Origin of the sequence: Rugamonas sp., assembly GCF_025354735.1 — a bacterium.
Taxonomy (GTDB): Bacteria; Pseudomonadota; Gammaproteobacteria; order Burkholderiales; family Burkholderiaceae_D; genus Rugamonas.
This window is the reverse complement of the sequence record NZ_JANXMI010000173.1, coordinates 1-17,262: the sequence shown is the minus strand read 5'-3', so window position 1 is coordinate 17,262 and position 17,262 is coordinate 1. Positions and strand designations below refer to the sequence as shown.

The following is a 17,262-nucleotide window of genomic DNA, read 5'->3' as shown; positions in this document are numbered from 1 at the left end:
CGGTTCGTCGAACAGCATGACGGGGGTGTCGCGGTACAGCCAGCGCGCCATGACGACTTTTTGCTGGTTGCCGCCGGACAGTTCGGCCACGGTCTGCGCGCTGCTGCGGCTGCGGATGCCCAGGCGCTTGATGTAGTCGTCGCCGACGGCGGCCTCGGCCTGGCCGTCGAGCCAGCCGCTGCGGCTGACGCCGTCGAGCCGCGCCAGCGTGCTGTTGACGGCGATCGACTGCTGGAGCAGCAAGCCCTGCCCTTTGCGGTCTTCCGTGACCATGGCGATGCCGGCTTCGACCGCGTCCTTGGGCGTGTCGATCACGGCCGCCACGCTGGAATCGCCGACGAAGACCTGGCCGCTGTCGGCCCGGTCGGCGCCGAAGATCAGGCGCAGCAGCTCGGTGCGGCCGGAGCCGATCAGGCCGGCGATGCCGACGATTTCGCCGGCCTTCACTTCGATCGAGGTCGGTTGCACCACGCCCTTGCGGCCCAGCTCCTTGACGCGCAACAGCGGCGCGCCGATGATGCGCCCGCTGAGGTCGATCTCGGCGTCGGCCGCGCGGCCCACCATCAGCCGCACCAGGTCGGCGCTGCTGTAGCCGGCGATGGCGTCGTCGCACACCATGTCGCCGTCGCGCAGCACGACGATGCGGTCGGCCACGCGTTTCAATTCTTCGAGGCGGTGGGAAATATAAATGATGGCCACGCCCTGCGCCTTCAGGCGCTCGATCTGCGTGAACAGCAGCTCGACTTCGCGGTGGGTCAGCATGGCGGTCGGTTCGTCCAGCACCAGCAAGCGGCATTCGCCGATCAGGTTGCGGGCGATCTCGATCATTTGCTGGTGGCCGATGCCGAGCTGGCCGACCGGCAGCCAGGGGTCGATATCGTTGAGGCCGACCTTGGCCATCTGGGCGACGGCGTCGCGCTCGAGCCTGGCGCGGTCTATCCAGCCGAAGCGGTGCGGCAGCTGGTTCAGGTAAAGGTTTTCCGCCACCGACAGGGTCGGCAGCAGATTGAGTTCCTGCATCACCATGCGGATGCCGAGCTTTTCGGCGGCCGCGCGCGAGGCCGGCTGGAAGGGCTGGCCGTCGAGCAGCATGGCGCCGGTGGTCGCCGCTTCCAGGCCGCACACGATTTTCGACAAGGTACTCTTGCCGGCGCCGTTTTCGCCCGTCAGCGCCAGCACCTGGCCGGCGTGCAATTGCAGCGCGACGCCGCGCAGCACCGGTTCGACATAGGTCTTGCCGATGTCGGTCATGCTTAATAAGGGCGCCGGGGCCGGCTTGGTCGCGGCGTTGGCGGTCGGTTCAACTGTCATTACGGTCTCCGTCATCGGATCGGGCTCAAAACGCGGACGCGCCAATTCCGCGCGAGCGCGCCAGGCACATCAGGAAATCAGGGCGGGTCGGGGGCCGTTGGGCCGGGTTCGGCGTCCGTCCCGCCTGGGACGAACGCCGCTGCCGCGATCGGCAGTGTCGGCGAGCCGCACCGCGTCCACGCGGGACGCCGATGCGGGCAACGGTAGCCGCGGCGACGCGCGGTGTGACTCTTAGTGGGTGACCAATTCGACCTTGGTCTCGATCACGGCGTTCATGGCCGATTGGGTTTTCTTCTCGGCGATGGCCTTGAGCACGGTTTCGATGCCGAACACGGCTTGCTGGGAACCGAACTGGTCGGCGGTGGCGATCACGCGGCCGTCGGCCAGCATGGGCTTGATGGCCTGGATGTTGTCGTAGCCGATGATCTTGACCTTGCCGGTCTTGCCGGCCGTGCGCACGGCCGAGACGGCGCCGATGGCCATGTTGTCGTTGCCGCACAGCAGGGCGACAACGTTGGGGTTGGCGTTCAGGATGGCCGAGGCGACGGTGTTGCCGCTGGCGATTTCCCACTGGCCCGACTGGACGCTGACGACCTTGGCGCCGACGGCGCTCATGGCATCCTGGAAGCCCAGCGTGCGCTGCTGCGCGTTGAAGGTGGTCGACACGCCTTCGATGATGGCGACCTGGTCGCCGGCCTTGATCTGCTTGCCGAGGTAGGTGCCGACGATCTTCGCGCCCTTGCGGTTGTCCGGGCCGACGAACGGCACGGTGATGCCCTTCTCTTTCAGGGCAGCTTCGTCGAGCTTGTTGTCGATGTTGACCACCAGGATGCCGGCGTCGATGGCTTTCTTCAGCACGGGAACCAGGGCTTTCGAATCGGCCGGGGCGATAATCAGGGCGTTGACCTTGGAGACGATCATTTGCTCGACCAGCTTGATCTGGTTGGCGGTGTCGGTTTCATCCTTGATGCCGTTGGCGATCAAGTCGTATTGCGCGGCGTGGGTTTTCTGGTGGGCCTTGGCGCCGTTTTCCATGGTCAGGAAGAATTCATTGGCCAGCGACTTCATCACCAGCGCGACTTTCGGCTTGGCGGGGGCATCGGCGGCGAACACGGGCATGGCAGGCAGCACGCTCAGGGCGACGGCGGCGGCGATCAGTTTCAGGTTGGTACGACGATTCATCTAAGTCTCCAGGAGTAAGTAGGGGCACATCTTGACGGTGCTCTTGCTGCACGCAAACGTTTGCGCGGGACAAATGATATCGCAGTTTTCAAACTTTTTCACACGGCCGCGAAAATAAGACGCGCCAAGCTTATGCTGCGGTGCGATAAAAACCCCTTGTCGCCGCGGCATTCAATTCACAATTGCCAATTACTTAATTTTGCTCTAATCTTGGACCTGTGCCTTCCGCGCCGGCCCCGCCGCCGCGCCCATTCCACCGGCGCCGAACCTGGAGTCGCCATGCCATCGCCCTTTTCCCGCAGCGCCGTCGTGCACGCGCTGACCGGCGGTTTATTCGCCGCCGCCTTGATTCCAGCCGCCTCGCAAACCAGCGAGCAAAGCACCGTCATAAACGGTGCGGCGGCGGCGCCGAACGTCATCGTGGTGCAATCGACCAAGCTCGGCCAGGAGTGGAAACGGCACGGCCCCGCCAAACCGCCCCCCGCGGCGCCCGCCACTTGTACCCAGCCTTGCCCCGCGCCCGCGCCGGCACCGACCATACCGGCTGGCTTCGTGGTGGTTCAAACGACCTATCTGGAACAAGTCGCGGCCACGGCCAAAGCAGGCATCGATGCGGCCAAAGACAACGTGGCCTTCCTCGTCACCATCATGACGACGGTGGGGGCGTTCGGCACGGTGCTGGCGCTGTTTTTCGGTTTCTTCTGCATTAAGACCTATAAAGACGTGACGCACAGCGCCCGCATCATCAAGGGCATATCCAGGCGCAGCAAGACCGAACTGAAGAATGTCGCGGCGGCGCGCCAGGAGATACTGACGATCAGACAGGAAATGGAGCAGGCAGTAATCAAGAGCCGCGAGCGCATGAGCGAATTGGAGCAGCTCTCCGTCGGCATGCATTATTTGAGATTTATTCTCGACGAGCTCAAAAAGGCGCCGCTGAACAGCGAGGAGCAAATCAATGATGCCAAGGATTCCATCGAAGAAGCCATAGAGCTGTTCACCCTGGCCGAGAAACACGTGAACGTGCGCCTGGTATCGTTTATGGCGGCGACGTTGTCGATTATCTTGATGAGGGCGAAAAAGCTGGACCAAGCCTATTTCTACGGCTTGCGCGCGATCAAGGACAATCCAAAGAACTGGCCCGACAGGCCATTTAATCTGGCCTGCATTTGCGTGGCCAAATACAAAGCGACGGGCAAGGACAGCGACAAGGTGGAGGCGTTGAAGCTTTTGAAGCAGTGTTTTGAAGTCTATAAGACTCCCGTAGACGAAGCCCTGAGCGATCAGGACCTGGAACCGATATGGGATGATCTGGCCCAGCTTAAGAATGAATACGAGGCAAATAAAAAAGGACCAGTCGAAGACTGATCCTTTTTATAAACGGGTGGGCATGCATCAGATACCCGGTTCTTTGATCATCATAATTCCTCCGTGCGCCAGTAAAATGTTAGTGAAGCATAAGCCTCGCAAGCTGTCAAGCAAAGACACGCCACTACACTGCTTTCAAGCTGGCTAAGCGAACGCAATCAGTACCGATTGTAGCATGTGAGCCGACCCCACGCCGCCGCGCTCAAGGGCGCGCTAGCGTGGGAAGCGCACCGAGAAGATGGCGCCGCGGCCGCCGGGGCCGGCGTCGATGGCGATGCGGGCGCCGTGGGCGCTGGCGATGTCGCGCACGATGGCCAGGCCGAGGCCGCTGCCGGTGGTCTTGTCGTCGAGGCGCACGAAGCGGCCGAACACCAGCTCGCGCTTGGCCGGCGCGATGCCGGGACCGGAATCCTCGACCGCCAGCAGACCGCCGCCCTGCTCTCCCCGCTCCCTCACGCAGCGCACCGTCACCGTGCCGTGCGGCTGGGTGTAGCGGATGGCGTTGTCGATCAGGTTGTCGATCAGGTCGCGCAACAGGAAGCGGTCGCCCATCACCGTCGTCGGCAGCAGGTCGAAGCCGAGGTCTATCGATTTCAGCGCGGCCTGCTCGACGAAGTGCTGGATCGCGTCCTCCACCAGCAAATTCAGCTCCAGCTGTTCCAGCCGCGTCTTCTCGAAGTGGCTGGGCTCGGCGCGCGCCAGGGCCAGCAGCTGGTTGGTCTGCCGTATCATGCGCTCGGTCGAGGACAACATCAATTTGATCGAATACGCCGTTTCCGGTTCGCTGTGGCGCGCGCCCAGCCATTCGAGCTGGGTGCGCAGGCCGGCCAGCGGGGTGCGCAGCTGGTGCGCCACGTTGGCCAGGAAGTCGTGCTGGGCCTTGGCGCCGACGCTGACGCGGTCGAGCAAGCCGTTGAAGGCGTGCACCACAGGGCCCAGTTCGAAGGGCACGTCGGTGTCGCTGATGGGCGCCAGCGCGTCGCCGCCGCGCGCGTTCAAGTCGTTGCGCATGCGGTTCAGCGGCAACAGGCCGTTGCTGACGGAAAACCAGATCAGGCCGACCGAGGCCAGCGTCACCAGCGCTTCGAGCGGGATCAGCGCGCGGACGATGGCGCCGCGTATCTGCACCCGCTTGCGCAGCGTCTTGGCGACGGCGATGGTGGCGCTGCGGCCGCCGGCGTCGTAGCGCAGCGCGACGGTGCGCACCGGCTCGCCGCGCAGCGCGGCGTCGTAGGCCTGCGGCGCCAGCGCCCGCAGCGGACGGCGCGGCGCGGCGAAGTCGGCGTCGCCGGCGATCAGGCCGCCGCCGGCGTCGCGCACGGTGAAGTAGACGGCGTCGGTGTCGTCGTTGCGCAGCACCTGTTCGGCCTGGCGCGGCAAGTCGATCTGCCACTGGCCGTCGCGCACGGCGAGGCGGGCGCCGAGCGCGCCGGCGGCGTCCGACAGGCTTTGGTCGAAGGCGATCTGGGCCGGCATCCACGCCAGCAGATAGGTCAGCGCGCCGCCGGCCAGATTAATCAGCAGGATGGGTCCGATCAACCACTTGAGCAGCCGCAGCCGGATGCTAGGCATGGTCGGCGCTTTGTTCCAGCATATAGCCGAAGCCGCGGATGGTGCGGATCGAGATGCCGGCGTCGGCGATTTTCAGGCGCAGGCGCGAAATGTAGACTTCGACGGCGTTCAGCGTCAAGTCTTCGCCGAAGGGCAGGATGGCGTCGATGATTTGCTGCTTGGACACCACGCGCGCGCCGTGCTGCAACAGGTATTCGAGCACGGTCCATTCGCGCACCGACAACTCGATCACGCGCTCCTTGATGCGGGCCCGCTTGGCCGAGGTGTCCAGCGTCAGGTCGCCCAGCGCGAGCACGGCCGGCTTGGGCGCGTTGCGCCGCACCAGCGCCTTCAGGCGGGCCACCAGCTCGGCGCTGGCGAAGGGCTTGACGAGGTAGTCGTCGGCGCCCAGCTCCAGGCCGCGCACCCGGTCTTCGATGGCGTCGCGCGCCGTCAGCAGCAGCACCGGGATGTTGGCGCCGCGCGCGCGCAGGCGCCGCACCACTTCGAAGCCGTCGATGCCGGGCAGGCCGATGTCGAGCACCACCACCGCCACGTCGGAGGCGTCGGCGCGTTGCAACATGGCGTCGGCCTGGCTGCCGTTGCGCACCACGTCGACCACCATGCCGTGCCCGGCCAGCACGCGCGTCAAACCGTCGGCCAATACGGCATCGTCTTCCACTACTAGTACATGCATGTTTGAGATCGTCAGGTTGAAAAGGCCGGATTGCTACGCCGACAACGCATTATGCGGCATTTCGGCCTGCCGCCCAAGGGCATGCCCAAGGGCGTGCCCTTGGGCATCGCCGGGCGGCGGCCCGGGTAGGACAAGCGGCTGCTCATCCCACACGGCGCGGCGCCCGCAAAAAAGCCCCCGCAACGGGCGCCAGCCCCGTTTTTCCGGGCGTCGCAGGCTTGCCGGCGGGCCGGCGCTATGTGCGCTGCTTAACAAATGTAGGACCATGCTTACAAATTATCAAACTGACAGCCTACATGGGGGCGACTGCCCGTCTTATGTTCGCTAACGACATATATCATTAAAGTGACTCCTACACGAAGACCATACGACACGCAAAGTCGCGGCAAGAACAGAAGCCGCACCCGGCCGTCCAAACCGGCGCGTGACGTGTACCCGTATTTTTAGTCAGCGAGGAAATAAAATGAACAACAACCAACTTAGCGCTAGCGCCCAACAGTCGCTGTCCCGCACGATGCCGGTCGGCTCGCGGGAATTCAAAGTTGCGTCGCGCCCCGTTGTCAGCTACAGCAACGCGCAGCAGAACGAACTGCTGGCCGCGCTTCCGCGCGCCGTGCTGGAATCGCTGTTTGAACACCTGGAACTGGTCGCCCTGCCCTTCGGCAAGGAATTGTTTGAACACGGCGGCAAGCTCGACAATGTCTACTTCCCCACCACCGCCATCGTTTCGCTGCTGTATGTGATGGAAGACGGCGCCACCACCGAGATCGCCGTGGTCGGCCATGAGGGCGTGGTGGGTGTGTCGCTGTTCGCCGGCGAGCGCGCCATGTGCAGCGCCGTCGTGCAGGCGGACGGCTACGGCTACCGCCTCAAGGCCCAGCACCTGCGCGACGCCTTCAACCAGGGCGGCGCCCTGCCGCAGCTGCTGATGCGCTACAACACGGCGCTGTTCGCGCAGATGGCGCAGAACGCCGTCGGCGGCCGCCACAGTTCCATCGAGCAAAAGCTGTGCCGCTGGCTGCTGGACCGCCTCGACCGTTCGCCATCGAATGAACTCAAGGTGACGCAGGAAATGATTTCGATCATGCTGGGCGTGCGGCGTGAAAGCATCACGGCCGCCGCCGGCAAACTACAGGACGACGGCTTGATCACCTACCGTCGCGGCAACATCACGGTACTGGATCGCGCAGGCTTGGAGCGCTATGCGGGCGAGTGCTATAAGGTGGCGAAGAACGAGTATGACCGTCTGCTGGTGGACGTGGCACGCTGCTGATCCGGGGCGAGACGGCGGCGCCGTCCGCCAGCGGCGGCCCGCCCGGTTCGCCGCGTTCGCGCAGCGGTATGCGCACTTCGATGCAGGTGCCGGCGTCGTTGCGGCCGCGCCGTATCGTCAGCGTGCCGCCCAACAGCAAGGCGCGTTCGCGCATGCCCAGCAAACCATGGGACATCGGCTTGACCAGTTTATCGGTGGCGATGCCGATGCCGTCATCAATGATGCGCAACATCAGCCCCTGCTCGTCGCGCATCAGCGTCACCGTGACCCGGCTGGCCTTGGCGTATTTGCGGATATTGGTCAGCGATTCCTGGACGATGCGGAACAGCGCGATCGACAGGTCGCCCGGATGTTCGCCGGCGTTGGCGATGTCGCTGCCGATGTCGGTATCGCAGCGCACTTGCGACAGGCGGCTGAATTCCTCGCAATAGCTTTCGATGGCGGCGCACAGGCCCAGGTTGTCGAGCAAACTCGGGCGCAGGTTTTCGACGATGCGGCGCTTCATTTCCACCGTGTCGACCAGGGTGCTGCGGGCGTGCTTGAGTTGCTGCGCCAGTTCGGGCTCGGTCTGCTGCAGGCGCTGCGCGACGGCGGCGATATCCATGCTGATCGACGTCAGGTTGGCGCCCAGCTCGTCATGCAGCTCACGCGACAGGCGTACTTTTTCCTCCTCGCTGATGCTGATGAGGTGGCGCGACAGCACCGACAGCTGCTCGGTGCGCTGCTCGACCGTCGCCTCCAGCGTTTCATTGGCGCTTTGCAGCGCGTACTCGATGGTGGCGCGCACCTTGAAGCTGCGCCGCACCAGCTGGTAAAACATGACGAGCACGACAATGGCGATGGCGTTGATGCCCATGCCCAGCATGACGGCTTTTTGATATTCGTGATAAAACATGGCGCTGCGGGCGGCCATGGTTTCATTCTGCTCCTGCTCCATGATGACCACTTGCAGGCGGATTTCATCCATGCTGGACCGGTCGTCGCCGGCCTTGGCGATGGCGACGATGTCTTCCAGGCCGCCGGCGCGATAGACCTCGATGGCCTGCGCCATCGTCGCCAGGCGGCGGCGCACGGTGGCGTGCAGCTGGTTCAGGTTTTTCAGTTGCGGGGGACTGTCGGCCAGCAGCAGTTCGAGTTCCGTGAATTCCTTTTCGCTGTCGCTGACGGCGGTGCGGGTCGGCCCCAGATAGGCGTCGCGGCCGGACAGGAAGTAGGCGCGCATGCTGCTCTCGGCGTCGAGCACGAGCACGTTCAGATATTGCAGGCGGTCGGCCACCCGCGAACTCTGACTTTGCAGGAAATTGGCGCCGCGCAGGGACTGTAGATTGTGGAACAAGCTGATCCCGTTGACGATCAGAATCAGGGCGCAGGTCACGCACAAGACGGTCTTGTACAGCGGCAGCCGGTGGCGCTGCGCTTTATCGACGGTGAAATACATCCTGGAGGCTGTCCTAGTCTGGGTTCGGCGTCCGGTGCGGCGCGCCGGGCAGGCCAATTATAGACCGCCCCGCCCCGTGCTGCGCCGCCGCTGCCGCGCTAGCGTGCGCGCCCCGCCCCCGCTGGCCGAGCTTATTCCAGCAGATTGTTTTTCATGGCGTAATAAGTGAGGTCGCTATTGGACTGCAAGCCCATTTTCTCCATGATGCGGGTGCGGTAGGTGCTGACGGTCTTGATGCTCAGCGACAGCGCCACGCCGATATCGCTGACGGTGGCGCCGCGCGCCAGCCGCAGGAAGACCTGGAACTCGCGGTCCGACAATTCCGTGTGCAGCGCCGTGTGAGGGTCGCGGTCGAAGCTCTGGGCCAGCAGTTCGCCGACCGTCGAGCTGACGTAGCGCCGGCCCTGGTACACCGTGCGCACGGCCGTCATCAACTCGTCGGCCTCGCATTCCTTGTTCAGGTAGCCGTTGGCCCCCATCTTGAACAGGTTCAGCGCATATTGCTGGGCCGGATAGCCCGACAGTATCAACACCGGCAAATCGGGCTGGCCCTGACGGATGGTGCGCAGCGTGTCGATGCCGCTCTGGTCCGGCATGGCGATGTCCAGCAGCAGCACGTCGCAGATTTCGCGGCGCGCGATATCGAGCGCCTCGCGGCCGGTACCGGCCTCGGCGACCACGTCGAAATCGTCCGACGCTGAAAAAATCTGTTTGAATCCAGCTCTTACAATTTGATGATCGTCACAAATGGCAACGCGTATCATTGTTTCCCCTTGAATTTTCTTTGCACGGGAAAGAAGACCATAACCGGGACGACCATCCGTCCAGTATCAGCGCAGGCATTTTTCGCTAACAAAAAAAGAATATCGGTATTGTAACAGCTTCACCCGCGCCGCCGCTACGCGCCCTACCGTGCAGGGGGCATCGCCGCGACGGCCTTCGGGGCTGTTCGCTAAGACGCGTTTACTTGAGCAGCGCCAGTATGGCCAGCAGTTCGCTGCGTATCCATGCGCGGTCCAGCGGGGGCGCGGCCGCCGCGAGGCTGACGCCATCGAAGGCGGTCGCGCCATCATACGCCCCCTGGACGGCATCGGCGCCGCGGCTATCAAGTTTATTGCGGGCGCCGCTGATGGTGAAGCCCTGCTCATACAGCAGTTCGCGGATGCGGCGTATCAGCAGCACTTCGTGGTGCTGGTAATAGCGCCGGTTGCCGCGCCGCTTGACGGGCTTGAGTTGCGTGAACTCTTGTTCCCAGTAGCGCAGCACGTGCGGCTTGACGCCGCACAGCTCGCTCACTTCGCCTATCGTGAAATAGCGCTTGGCCGGGATGGCCGGCAGCACGACGAGCTCGGTCTTGGCGATGCGATCGTTCATCACGGATCAGTTCCCAGTCAGGCGGCGCGCGCCAGCGGATTGCTCTCTTCGACCATGCCCTTGAGCTTCTGGCTCGCATGGAACGTGACGACGCGCCGCGCCGTGATGGGAATTTCTTCGCCGGTCTTGGGATTGCGGCCCGGCCGCTGCGGCTTGTCGCGCAACTGGAAGTTGCCGAAGCCGGACAGCTTGACCGCTTCGCCGCGCTCGAGCGCATTGCGGATTTCGTCGAAGAAGGTCTCGACCATGTCCTTCGCTTCGCGCTTGTTGAGGCCGACCTGCTCGAACAAGAGCTCGGCCAGCTCGGCCTTGGTCAGCGTCGGCAAATCCTTTTCAGCATCCTGACGCACCTTGGCAACCAGCATGGCCCGATGCAGATCGGCAGCCAATGCGGATTGGAGTACGGCGGAATCAACGTCGTTGTTATTAATTTTCCAGCCCTGCCTTTTAAAAAACAATGAGCCCGGCGGCGCCGGACTCCCATGGATAAGACATTTTGCGTTTACGGCAATATAAAATACCACCGATGATGCGCAAAAATCAACTGTTATGCGCGCAGCCTGGCCTGATGTTTTTGCTTGGCCGCATCGGCCAGCGCCGCCATGACGGCATCGACCACCTCGTCCTGCAAGGTGTTTTGAGTATCTTGCAAGCTAAAGCGGAAAGCAAGCGATTTCTCGTCCGCCTCCAAACCTTTGCCGCGATATTCATCAAATAAAACAATGGCTTGCACGATTTTTCCTTGCGGACTTTCTTTCGCTGCGGCATTAAATGCATCCAGCAAATCCTGCGCCGGGACGGTCTGTTTGACCACCACGGCCAGATCGCGGGTGGCGCCGGGGAACTTGGAAATATCGGCATATTTTGGCACGGATCGTTGCTGCAAAGCAAATGCATCGACCTCGAACACGACCGGCGCCTGCGGCAGCTCGTATTTTTGCAGCCAGCGCGGGTGCAGCTCGCCGATGTAGCCGATGACGGCGCCGTCCAGCGCCACGCTGGCCGAGCGGCCCGGGTGCAGCGCCGGGTGCGCCAGCTTGTCGAAGCGCAGCACGGCCGGCGCGAACAACGCTTCCAGGTCGGCCTTGAGGTCGAAGAAGTCGACCGCGCGCCCATCCATGCCCCACTGTTCGTCGGCCACGCCGCCGTAGGCCATGGCGGCCACGCGCTTGGGCTGGCGGTAGCCGGCCACGGCCAGCGGACCGTCGGCCACGCTGTCGTCGCGCTGGTAGATGGCGCCGATTTCAAACACGCGCACGCGGTTGGTTTTGCGGTTCAGGTTGTAGCGCACATTGGCCAGCAGGCTGCCGATCAGCGAGGAGCGCATCACGCTCAGCTGGCTGGCGATCGGATTTTGCAGCTTGATCGGGTTGGCGTTGTCGCTGAAATCGCGTTCCCACGCCGCTTCGACGAAGCTCATGTTGACCACTTCCTGGAAACCCAGGTCGGCCAGCTGGTGGCGCACCGCGAACAGCGAGCGGGTATGCTCGGGCGCCACGATCATGGCGTTGGCGGCCACCGGCGCCACGGTCGGAATGTTCTCGAAACCGTAGACGCGCGCCACTTCCTCGATCAAGTCTTCCTCGATCTCGATGTCGAAACGGTAGCTGGGCGACGTGACTGAAAATACGCCGCCGTGCTCACCCTGCTCCAGCGTGAACGGCAGCGCCAGGCGCTTGAAGATGTCGGCGACGACATCGTCGCTCAAGGCCACGCCGATGACTTTCTGCGCGCGCGCCGTGCGCATCTTGACGGGCGCCCGTTGCGGCAGGTTGACGATGTGATCGTCGACCGGGCCGACCTGGGTTTGCGCCGTGCCGCAGATTTCCACGATCAGCGACGTGATGCGCTCGATGTGTTCGACGGTGGTGGCGTAATCGACGCCGCGCTCGAAGCGGTGCGCCGCATCGGTCGAGAAATTGTATTTGCGCGCGCGGCCCTGGATGGCGCTCGGCCACCAGAAGGCCGCTTCTAGGTAGATGCTGTCGGTGTCCAGCGAGACGGCGGTGGCGTCGCCGCCCATGATGCCGGCCAGCGATTCGATTTCCTTGTCGTCGGCGATCACGCCCACCCATTCGTCGACCGCCACGGTGTTGCCGTTCAAAAGCTTGAGCGACTCGCCGGCCTTGCCCCAGCGGACATGCAGGCCGCCGTGGATCTTGGCCAGGTCGAACACGTGGGAGGGACGGCCCAGCTCCAGCATCACATAGTTGGAAATGTCGACCAGGGCCGACAGCGAGCGCTGGCCGCTGCGTTCCAGGCGCTGCTTGATCCAGTCCGGCGTCGCCGCCTTGGCGTTCAGATTGCGGATCACGCGGCCGGTGAAACGGCCGCACAGGTCCGGCGCCGACACTTTCACCGGCAGCACTTCGGCGCTGTTGGCGGCGATGGTGCGGTACTGCGGCAGGTGCAGCGCGGTGCCGGTCAGCGCCGACACTTCGCGCGCCACGCCCAGCACCGACAGGCAGTCGGCCTTGTTCGGCGTCAGCTTGATCGTGAACTTCAGGTCATTGAGTTCGTAGTAGTCGCGGAAGTTCTGGCCGACCGGCGCGTCGGCCGGCAGTTCGATCAGGCCGGCGCCCTCTTCCGACAATTTCAATTCCTTGGCCGAGCACAGCATGCCCTGCGACTCGACGCCGCGCAGCTGGCCGACCTTGATCTCGAACGGCTTGCCGTCGGCGCCGGGCGGCAGGATGGCGCCGGCCATCGCGCACACCACCTTCAGGCCCGGGCGCACATTGGGCGCGCCGCAGACGATGTTGAGCAGCGTGCCGGTGCCGACGTCGACCTGGCACACATTGAGGCGGTCGGCGTTCGGATGCTTGGCCATCTCGCGCACCAGGCCGACGACGACGTTGGAAAACGGCGGCGCGACCGCCTCCACTTCTTCTACTTCCAGGCCGGACATCGTCAGCATGTGGGCCAGTTCGTCCGACGTCATCTTCGGATCGACCATGGTACGGAGCCAGTTTTCGGAAAATTGCATATCAAGCCTTCAAGCGCATCGGTATTTATACTATATAAACCGTATAAACCATATAAACGGTTTAGCCGGTTTGCAGCGAATTTTAATTGAACTGCTTCAGGAAGCGCAGGTCGCCCTCGTAGAACAGGCGCAGGTCGTTGATCCCGTAGCGCAACATCGTCAGCCGTTCCAGGCCGGAGCCGAAGGCGAAGCCGATGTATTTTTCCGGATCGAGGCCGAAGTTGCGCACCACGTTGGGATGGACCTGGCCCGAGCCCGACACTTCCAGCCAGCGGCCCTTGTTGGGACCGGAGCCGAAGGCGATGTCGATTTCGGCCGACGGTTCGGTGAACGGGAAGTACGATGGCCGGAAGCGCACCTGCAAATCGTCGGTCTCGAAGAAGGCCTTGACGAAGTTCAGGTACACGCCCTTCAAGTCGGCGAAGCTGATGTTCTCGGCGATCCACAGGCCTTCGACCTGGTGGAACATCGGCGAGTGCGTGGCGTCGCTGTCGACGCGGTAGGTGCGGCCCGGCGCGATCACCTTGATCGGCGGCGTGTGGCTGCGCGCGTAGCGCACCTGCATCGGGCTGGTGTGGGTGCGCAGCAGCAGCGGCTTGCCGTCGCCGTCGTTGCCGTCGATGTAAAAAGTGTCCTGCATCGAACGGGCCGGATGGTTTTCCGGGCTGTTCAAGGCGGTGAAGTTGGTCCAGTCGTTTTCGATCTCGGGGCCGTCGGCCACGTCGAAACCGATGGAGCGGAAGATTTCCTCGACCCGCTCCCAGGTCCGCATCACCGGATGGATGCCGCCGCCGGCGCGGCCGCGGCCGGGCAGCGTGACGTCGATGGCTTCGGCGTTCAAGCGGCTTTGCATCTGGGCGTCGGCCAGCGCGTCGCGCCGGGCCGTCAGCGCCGCTTCGATACTGCCCTTGGCGGCGTTGATGAGCGCGCCCTGCGCCTTGCGCTGTTCGGGGTCGAGCTTGCCCAGGCCCTTCATCAATTCGGTGATCTGGCCGGTCTTGCCCAGGTATTTGGCTTTGGCGTTTTCCAGTGCGGCGGCGTCATCTTGCGCGGCCATGAAATCCTGCACTGCGGTGGCGACGAGTTGTTCCAGGGAGTCCATGCGGTTTTATTATCCTGTTTTCCTGACCTTGGCGGGCGCACGCGCCGCGTCCACAATCAAAAACGGGGCACAGGTATCACACCTCTGCCCCGCTCTTTTCGCGCCGCCCGGGGGCGACGCTGACGACATCGCTACTTAGGCAGCGATTTTTGCTTTCACCGCATTGACAATCGCAGCGAAGGCTGGCTTGTCCATGACAGCCATATCGGCCAGGACTTTACGGTCCAGCTCGATCGAAGCTTTCTTCAGACCATTCATGAACACGCTGTACGTCACGCCATGCTCACGGGAAGCGGCGTTGATACGGGCGATCCACAGGCGGCGGAAGACGCGCTTCTTGTTACGACGGTCGCGGTAAGCGTATTGGCCAGCGCGCATGACTGCTTGCTTGGCAACACGGTATACCTTGCTGCGACGACCGCGGTAACCCTTGGCCATGTTTAATACTTTTTTATGACGGGCACGAGCTGTAACCCCACGTTTTACTCTAGGCATAGTAACTCCTTAAATTGAGTGTGAGATTAAGCGGTTGGCATCATGCGCATGACGGATTTCACGTCAGCCGCATCAACGTTCGTGATACCGCGCAGGTGGCGCTTCATTTTGGTGGTTTTCTTGGTCAGAATGTGGCGCTTGAAAGCGTGACCACTCTTGATAGTTCCACCTGGACGCACGCGAAAACGTTTTTTCGCGGAGCTTTTGGTCTTCATTTTTGGCATAGCAATCTGTCTTTTAAGGACAGCTCCATTTTTAAACAGGATTGCAGGTGGCAACACGACGTCGCGCTTAGATGCCTGCTTTCACATGTTTTGCAGCGGATGCGAGTCCGCTACAGGTACAACAGCCGGACATTATAGACCAACCGCCGTAATCGTGCACTGGAATTGCAGCGGGCGCCCACACGGGCGCCCGCCACGGCAATTCACAGGGGTGCTGTATTACCGCTTATTTCTTTTTCTTCGGCGAAAGGACCATGATCATCTGGCGACCTTCCATCTTCGGAAACTGCTCGACCTGGCCGTAGGGCTCCAGATCCGCCTTCAGACGTTCGAGCATGCGGAAACCGATATCCTGGTGCGCCATCTCACGACCGCGGAAGCGCAGCGTGATCTTGGTTTTGTCGCCTTCGTCGAGGAACTTGACGAGGTTGCGCAGCTTGATATTGTAATCGCCATCATCGGTGCCCGGACGGAATTTGACTTCCTTCACGGCGATGATCTTTTGCTTCAATTTCGCTTCGTGAGCCTTTTTCTGCTCCGAATATTTGAATTTGCCGTAGTCCATCAGACGGCAAACCGGTGGCACCGCGGTCGGCGCGATTTCCACCAGGTCGACGTTTGCCTCTTCCGCCAGGCGGAAGGCTTCGGCCAAGGTAACGATGCCCAGAGGCTCGTTCTCGACCCCGCTTAAACGCATTTCAGGGGCGGTGATTTCGCCATTGATGCGATGCGACTTGTCAGTAGCTATGGTGATTCCTTTTAAAATCTGAAAGAGAGGCCCTGCTGCGAGTTTCCTCGTCAGGCTTTGTTTGCGACATCGAGTTGGAGTCGTTCTACCAGGGCATCGACGGACATGACGCCCAGATCAATATTGCCCCGTGCCCGCACGGCCACGGTATTGGCATCCCGCTCTTTGTCGCCGACTACGAGTATGTAGGGCACTTTTTGGACGGAATGTTCGCGTATTTTATACGTAATCTTCTCGTTGCGCAAATCGGTGTTCACGCGGAAGCCGCATTTCCTCAGCTTTTCCGCCACTTGTTGCACGTATTCGCCCTGCGCGTCGGAGATGTTGAGCACCGAAATTTGCACCGGCGCCAGCCACATCGGCAAGGCCCCCGCGTAGTTTTCGATCAAGATGCCGATGAAGCGCTCCATCGAGCCCACGATGGCGCGGTGCAGCATGACCGGCACCTGGCGGCTGTTGTCGGCCGCCACGTATTCGGCGCCCAGGCGCTGCGGCATGAAGAAGTCGACCTGCATGGTGCCGACCTGCCATGGGCGGCCCAGCGAATCCTTCAGGTGGTATTCGATCTTGGGACCGTAGAAGGCGCCCTCGCCCGGCAACTCCGTCCACGTCACGCCGCAGGCGCGCAGGCCGGAGCGCAGCGCGTCCTCGGCCTTGTCCCACACCTCGTCGGTGCCGATGCGGTTGTCGGGGCGCAGGGCCAGCTTGACGTCGATATTATCGAAGTGGAAGTCGGAATACACTTCCATCGCCTGCTTGTGGAAGGACACCACTTCGGATTCGATCTGCTCGTCGGTGCAGAAGATGTGGCCGTCGTCCTGCGTGAAGCCGCGCACCCGCATGATGCCGTGCAGCGCGCCGGACGGCTCGTTGCGGTGGCACTGGCCGAACTCGCCGTAGCGCAACGGCAGGTCGCGGTAGCTGCGCATATTGCTGTTAAAAATCTGCACGTGGCCCGGGCAGTTCATCGGCTTCAGCGCGTAGGAGCGGTTTTCCGACTCCGTCACGAACATGTTTTCGCGGTAGTTGTCCCAGTGGCCGGTCTTGCCCCACAGGCTGGAGTCCAGGATCTGCGGCGCCTTCACTTCCTGGTAGCCGTTGACCTGGTACTTGTTGCGCATGTATTGCTCAACCTGCTGCCAGATGGTCCAGCCCTTCGGATGCCAGAACACCAGGCCCGGCGCCTCGTCCTGGAAGTGGAAGAAGTCCAGCTGCTTGCCCAGCTTGCGGTGGTCGCGCTTTTCCGCCTCTTCCAGCTGGAACAGGTACTGCTCCTGGTCTTCCTTCTTGACCCAGGCGGTGCCGTAGACACGCTGCAGCATTTCGTTCTTGCTGTCGCCGCGCCAGTAGGCGCCGGCCAGCTTCATCAGCTTGAACACCTTCAGCTTGCCGGTCGACGGCACGTGCGGGCCGCGGCACAGGTCGGTGAAGCTGCCTTCCGAATACAGCGAGACATCCTGGTCGGCCGGAATCGATTCGATGATCTCGGCCTTGTAGGCCTCGCCTATCGACT

General features: G+C 62.6%; 16 protein-coding genes. 2 read left to right on the top strand and 14 right to left on the bottom strand.

Annotated features, from left to right (window positions below; all coding sequences use genetic code 11):
* Positions 1–1,311 (bottom strand): sugar ABC transporter ATP-binding protein (locus Q0S71_RS14150; RefSeq protein WP_295996693.1); only part of this gene is annotated, 1,311 nt, incomplete at its 3' end.
* A 231-nt stretch (positions 1,312–1,542) separates the two neighbouring features.
* Positions 1,543–2,493 (bottom strand): sugar ABC transporter substrate-binding protein, encoded by a 951-nt coding sequence (locus Q0S71_RS14145; protein WP_295996690.1) that lies wholly within the window; start codon positions 2,491–2,493, stop codon positions 1,543–1,545.
* A gap of 279 nt (positions 2,494–2,772) precedes the next feature.
* Here Q0S71_RS14145 and Q0S71_RS14140 point away from each other — a divergent pair, with 279 nt between their 5' ends.
* A complete protein-coding gene (locus tag Q0S71_RS14140; RefSeq protein WP_295996688.1) occupies positions 2,773–3,861 on the top strand; it encodes a hypothetical protein in 1,089 nt (362 codons plus the stop codon).
* Between the two features lie 213 nt (positions 3,862–4,074).
* Here the strand turns inward: Q0S71_RS14140 and Q0S71_RS14135 are convergent, their stop codons facing one another.
* On the bottom strand, positions 4,075–5,433 hold the full coding sequence (locus Q0S71_RS14135; RefSeq protein ID WP_295996686.1) for a sensor histidine kinase: 1,359 nt from the start codon (positions 5,431–5,433) through the stop codon (positions 4,075–4,077).
* On the bottom strand, positions 5,426–6,109 hold the full coding sequence (locus Q0S71_RS14130; RefSeq protein ID WP_295996684.1) for a response regulator transcription factor: 684 nt from the start codon (positions 6,107–6,109) through the stop codon (positions 5,426–5,428). Before Q0S71_RS14130 ends, Q0S71_RS14135 begins: the two co-directional genes overlap by 8 nt.
* Positions 6,110–6,572: 463 nt before the next feature.
* Here Q0S71_RS14130 and Q0S71_RS14125 point away from each other — a divergent pair, with 463 nt between their 5' ends.
* Positions 6,573–7,382 carry a Crp/Fnr family transcriptional regulator gene (locus Q0S71_RS14125; RefSeq protein ID WP_295996681.1) on the top strand — a complete coding sequence of 270 codons (810 nt, stop codon included), beginning with the start codon at positions 6,573–6,575 and terminating at the stop codon, positions 7,380–7,382.
* On the opposite strand, the gene Q0S71_RS14120 is transcribed toward Q0S71_RS14125, so the two are convergent.
* From Q0S71_RS14120 to thrS, 10 genes are all read right to left on the bottom strand, one after another.
* On the bottom strand, positions 7,279–8,820 hold the full coding sequence (locus Q0S71_RS14120; RefSeq protein WP_295996679.1) for a CHASE3 domain-containing protein: 1,542 nt from the start codon (positions 8,818–8,820) through the stop codon (positions 7,279–7,281). The two genes, Q0S71_RS14125 and Q0S71_RS14120, sit on opposite strands and share 104 nt — an antisense overlap.
* A 131-nt stretch (positions 8,821–8,951) precedes the next feature.
* Positions 8,952–9,584, bottom strand: coding sequence for a response regulator transcription factor (locus Q0S71_RS14115; RefSeq protein WP_295996675.1), 633 nt, complete (start codon positions 9,582–9,584; stop codon positions 8,952–8,954).
* Between the two features lie 199 nt (positions 9,585–9,783).
* Positions 9,784–10,194 (bottom strand): MerR family transcriptional regulator, encoded by a 411-nt coding sequence (locus tag Q0S71_RS14110; protein ID WP_295996672.1) that lies wholly within the window; start codon positions 10,192–10,194, stop codon positions 9,784–9,786.
* 17 nt (positions 10,195–10,211) lie between these two features.
* Complete coding sequence (locus tag Q0S71_RS14105; protein WP_295996670.1) at positions 10,212–10,559, bottom strand: integration host factor subunit alpha; 348 nt, start codon at positions 10,557–10,559, stop codon at positions 10,212–10,214.
* Positions 10,560–10,741: 182 nt separating this feature from the next.
* Entirely contained in the window at positions 10,742–13,180 is a 2,439-nt protein-coding gene (pheT, locus tag Q0S71_RS14100) for a phenylalanine--tRNA ligase subunit beta (protein ID WP_295996667.1), read from the bottom strand.
* An 82-nt stretch (positions 13,181–13,262) separates the two neighbouring features.
* Positions 13,263–14,282, bottom strand: a complete 1,020-nt coding sequence (pheS, locus tag Q0S71_RS14095; protein WP_295996666.1) for a phenylalanine--tRNA ligase subunit alpha — start codon at positions 14,280–14,282, stop codon at positions 13,263–13,265.
* A gap of 135 nt (positions 14,283–14,417) precedes the next feature.
* Complete coding sequence (rplT, locus tag Q0S71_RS14090) at positions 14,418–14,777, bottom strand: 50S ribosomal protein L20 (protein WP_026334467.1); 360 nt, start codon at positions 14,775–14,777, stop codon at positions 14,418–14,420.
* Between the two features lie 26 nt (positions 14,778–14,803).
* A complete protein-coding gene (gene rpmI / locus Q0S71_RS14085; protein WP_295996700.1) occupies positions 14,804–15,001 on the bottom strand; it encodes a 50S ribosomal protein L35 in 198 nt (65 codons plus the stop codon).
* 226 nt (positions 15,002–15,227) lie between these two features.
* A complete protein-coding gene (gene infC, locus Q0S71_RS14080; RefSeq protein ID WP_295996696.1) occupies positions 15,228–15,767 on the bottom strand; it encodes a translation initiation factor IF-3 in 540 nt (179 codons plus the stop codon).
* A gap of 32 nt (positions 15,768–15,799) precedes the next feature.
* Positions 15,800–17,262 (bottom strand): threonine--tRNA ligase (gene thrS / locus Q0S71_RS14075; protein WP_295996658.1); only part of this gene is annotated, 1,463 nt, incomplete at its 5' end.